Genomic DNA, 3,698 nt, shown 5'->3' with positions numbered 1-3,698 from the left:
TACCCCCCTCCTTCCGTGGGCTGCTTACGTTTTTTAAACTCCCCTGGTGTTTTCACCCCCTGGTGGGGGGCCGCGGGGGCGGCCCACCACCTGACGTTCTGCCGACCACAGCAGCGGCGCCCAGGCGGTACCAGGGGTGGACACGCGGCGGCACCGCGGTGCGACGCGGCGGACCCCGGCCCGGCGTAGCGTGCGAGCATGCTGGGCACCCGTCCGAACCCCGCCGCCCTCGCGGACCCGCCCGTCACGGCGCCGTTCGACCGCCTCCGGCCGCGCGTGCTCGTGGGCGTCGCCGTCGCGGTCGCCTCCGTGCTGGGCTCGTTCGGTGCCTCGCGCGGCCAGTCGTGGGCCACGGAGCTCGACCTCGCCGGGGTGCTCCTGCTGCTGGTGTCGCCCGCGGTTCTGGTGTTGCTGCTGCCGCGCCGCCCCGCCCTCGCGACAGTGCTGTCCGTCGCCGCCACGCTCGTGTTCCTGCTGGCCGGATACCCCTGGGGGCCGGGGTTCCTCGGCCCGGCGGCGGTGCTGGCCGGCGTCATGCTCAGCGGCGAGGTGCGCCGGGCCCGGCTGGTCGCATGGTCCGGGGCCGCCCTGCTCGCCGGCGGCGTGGGGGTCGCCGCCACGCTGCTCGTCCCGCGCCTCCGACGGTTCCTGACCGAGAACCCGGTCGAGCCCGACCGCACCTGGGGTCCGCCGGGCTACCACGGCCCGGGCTGGGACAGCGCGGACGGCTCGTGGTTCCTCACCACCGGGGCGCTGGTCGCGGGGGCGGCCTGGCTCACGGTCGTGCTGCTGATCGCGAGCGGCGCGCGCGACCGGATCGCGCGCAGGACCGCCGCGCGCGCCGCAGCCCTGGAGACGGCCGCCGAACGCGAGCGCACCGCCGTCGCCTCGGAACGCCTGCGCATCGCGCGCGAGCTGCACGACGTGCTCGCCCACTCCCTGTCCGCGATCAACGTCCAGGCCGGCGTGGGCCTGCACCTGATCGACCGGAACCCCGGTCAGGCGCGCGAGGCGCTGACCAACATCCGCGACACCAGCAAGGACGCGCTCGCCGAGGTGCGCACGGTGCTCGGGATCGTCCGCGAAGGGACGTCCCCGTCCGTTTCGGGAACGCAGCCCGCCGGCCCGGCCAGTGGGGCCGGCCCGGCCGACGCCGCCGCCGCGGCCGACGTCGCCACGCCCGCCGCCGGCTCGCCTGCCGCGGAACCGCCGTGGGAAGACGCCGCGCCCCTCACCCCCACCTGGGACCTCACCGGCCTGCGCCGGCTGGCCGACCAGGCCCGTGCCGACGGCCTCGACGTCACCGTCGAGCTCACCGACGTGGACGACCTGCCCGACCACGTCGCCGGCGTCGTGCACCGGGTGATCCAGGAGTCGCTGACCAACGTGCGGCGGCACGCGCCGTCCGCCCGCCGGGTCACGCTGCGCGTGACCAGGGGCGACGCCGTCGAGGTCACGGTGTCCGACGACGGCGTCCCCGCCGGCGCGGAACCCGTCGTGGCCGGCTACGGGCTGCTCGGGATGCGCGAGCGCGTCGAGGGCGCGGGCGGCACCCTGACCGCCGGCCCCCGCGCGGACGGACCCGGCTGGACGGTCCGGGCCCGCCTCCCGGTCGCCCGGCGGACCGGGACCCCGCGCCCGGGGACCGCCCCGCCGAACGACGCCGCGCCACCCGACGCACCCGAGACCGGAGACACCGCATGATCGACGTCCTGCTCGCCGACGACCAGGCCCTGGTGCGCGGAGGCTTCCGCGCCCTGATCGACTCCGAGGACGACATGCGCGTCGTGGCCCAGGCCGCGACAGGTGACGAAGCCGTGGCGCTCACCCTGGAGCACCTGCCCCAGGTGGTGCTCATGGACATCCGCATGCCCGGCCTGGACGGGCTCGAGGCGACCCGCCGCATCATCGCGGAGCCGCGCGCGGCCGGTGTGCACGTGGTGGTGGTGACGACGTTCGAGCTCGACGAGTACGTCACCGAGGCGATCCGCGCCGGGGCGTCCGGGTTCCTGGTCAAGGACACCGAGCCGGCGGAGCTGGTCCGCGCGGTGCGGGTCGCGGCGTCGGGCAACGCACTGCTCTCGCCCACGGTGACGCGGCGCCTGCTGGCCAAGGTCGCCGACGCGACCCGGACCGTGCGGCCGGTGCCGGCGCTCGCCGACCTCACGCCGCGGGAGCGGGAGGTGCTCGTCGAGGTGGCGGGCGGCCTCGCCAACGACGAGATCGCGGGCCGGCTGTACCTGTCGGAGTCGACCGTGAAGACGCATGTCTCCCGGGTGCTCATGAAGACCGGTTCGCGCGACCGAGCGCAGCTCGTGGTGCTGGCGTACGAGGCAGGCCTGGTCCGGCCCGGCTGGGCCGGAGGCGCAGCACAGGGTGGGGGCTGAGGAACGAGGCACCCGCCCGGAGCGGAGCCGCAGGCCTCGCCGGCACAAGCAGAGCGTGGGCTGAAGGTCCGACGACCTGAGCCCGGGGCGGCACCAGAGGGGTAGCCCGGCAGGTACGCCGGGCTGACGCCCCCGGCGCCGGACGGCGGCAGCCTGGTGGTGTGGCCGGAACCACCGGCCGAACCGACTGCTGGAGGTCGACATGCTCACCGCGACGACAGAGGTCCTCGCACACGGGCCGCAGTACGGCTGGGGCGGACCCGGCCCGTTCTTCCTCATCTTCCCCCTGCTGTGGTTCCTGCTGTTCGCGACCGTGGTCTTCCTGGTCGCGCGGCGTGCCCGGCGCGGCCCGCGCGGCGGTTGGGGCGGCCCGTGGGCCGCGCACACGGCGGCCGGGGCCGACCCGGTGACGCTCCTGGGCCACCGCTTCGCCCGCGGCGAGATCGACGAGGCCGAGTACCGCTCCCGGCTCGCCGTGCTCCGCTCGGCGGGACCCTTCCCGGGCTCCGGCCCGACGTCGCCGGCGGAACCCGCGCCTCCCGCGGTCCCCGGGCCGCAGGACGAGCCCCCGGCGGACGGCGGGCGCTGACCCCGCCGCCACGCACCACCTCGGACGCTCAGGCCGCTCCCGTGGCCTGAGCGTCCGACTTCCCCCACAGGACCGCTGGCCTTCCGCGGTGGCCGTGCCGCTAGACTCGCGGGCGAGTGCAGCCGAACCGCACTTTTCTGACCCGATGACGTGAGGGAAGTAGATCGTGAGCACCAGTAAGAACTGGGCGGCCGTGGCCGTGGTCGCCAGTGCGCTTCTGCTGTCCGGATGCGGGGCCCTCGAGGACATGGCCAACGACTTCACGCCGTCGAGCGGCGAGGTGGAGCAGGCCGCCCCGTCCCCCGTGGCCGAGGCCCCGATCAGCACGGGCGAGTACGACCTCGTCGAGACGTGCAACGCGTTCTTCGCCGGGCCGCTCGTGTCGGGCATCCAGCAGGCGGCCCCGGCCGTCGCGGCCCCGCTCACCGAGGACCTGACCGGTGTCGCCACGAAGGTGAGCACGAACATCGGCCTGATCATCGGCAAGGCGGACGAGGTCAGCATCGGCCACCTCGAGGCCGTGCGCGCCCCGTTCGACCAGGCGCTCGGCGGTACGATCGCCCGTCCGGCGGCGATCGGCAGCGCCATCGAGTCCTACAAGGCCACGTGCACCGAGGCCGGCTTCAAGGGCTGACCGCCCGCCTGCTCCGGCTGGACGAGCGGCCCCGCTCGACGCCGCACGACAGAGCGCCTGCCCGACCCGCCCCGGCATCACCGGGGAC

Annotated in this window: 4 protein-coding genes; all 4 read left to right on the top strand. The window is 75.6% G+C overall.

Going from position 1 to position 3,698, the window contains the following annotated elements; genetic code table 11:
• Positions 1–198 precede the first annotated feature (198 nt).
• The 4 genes from ACFWEJ_RS27925 (at position 199) to ACFWEJ_RS27910 (ending at position 3,610) form a co-directional block, all read left to right on the top strand.
• On the top strand, positions 199–1,704 hold the full coding sequence (locus ACFWEJ_RS27925) for a sensor histidine kinase (RefSeq protein ID WP_377232422.1): 1,506 nt from the start codon (positions 199–201) through the stop codon (positions 1,702–1,704).
• A complete protein-coding gene (locus ACFWEJ_RS27920) occupies positions 1,701–2,387 on the top strand; it encodes a response regulator (RefSeq protein ID WP_377232421.1) in 687 nt (228 codons plus the stop codon). Before ACFWEJ_RS27925 ends, ACFWEJ_RS27920 begins: the two co-directional genes overlap by 4 nt.
• Positions 2,388–2,589: 202 nt before the next feature.
• Positions 2,590–2,976 (top strand): SHOCT domain-containing protein, encoded by a 387-nt coding sequence (locus tag ACFWEJ_RS27915; RefSeq protein ID WP_377232420.1) that lies wholly within the window; start codon positions 2,590–2,592, stop codon positions 2,974–2,976.
• 166 nt (positions 2,977–3,142) lie between these two features.
• Positions 3,143–3,610, top strand: a complete 468-nt coding sequence (locus tag ACFWEJ_RS27910; protein ID WP_377232419.1) for a hypothetical protein — start codon at positions 3,143–3,145, stop codon at positions 3,608–3,610.
• The last annotated feature ends 88 nt before the right edge of the window (positions 3,611–3,698 follow it).

The sequence above is a fragment of the Promicromonospora sp. NPDC060204 genome, from assembly GCF_042728455.1.
GTDB lineage: Bacteria > Actinomycetota > Actinomycetes > Actinomycetales > Cellulomonadaceae > Promicromonospora.
This window is presented reverse-complemented; position numbering and strand designations above follow the sequence as displayed.

Excerpts from the sequence above, each read along its gene's own strand:
- ACFWEJ_RS27925 (WP_377232422.1), top strand. The coding sequence starts at position 199 with ATGCTGGGCACCCGTCCGAACCCCGCCGCCCTCGCGGACCCGCCCGTC.
- ACFWEJ_RS27920 (WP_377232421.1), top strand. The coding sequence starts at position 1,701 with ATGATCGACGTCCTGCTCGCCGACGACCAGGCCCTGGTGCGCGGAGGC.
- ACFWEJ_RS27915 (WP_377232420.1), top strand. The coding sequence starts at position 2,590 with ATGCTCACCGCGACGACAGAGGTCCTCGCACACGGGCCGCAGTACGGC.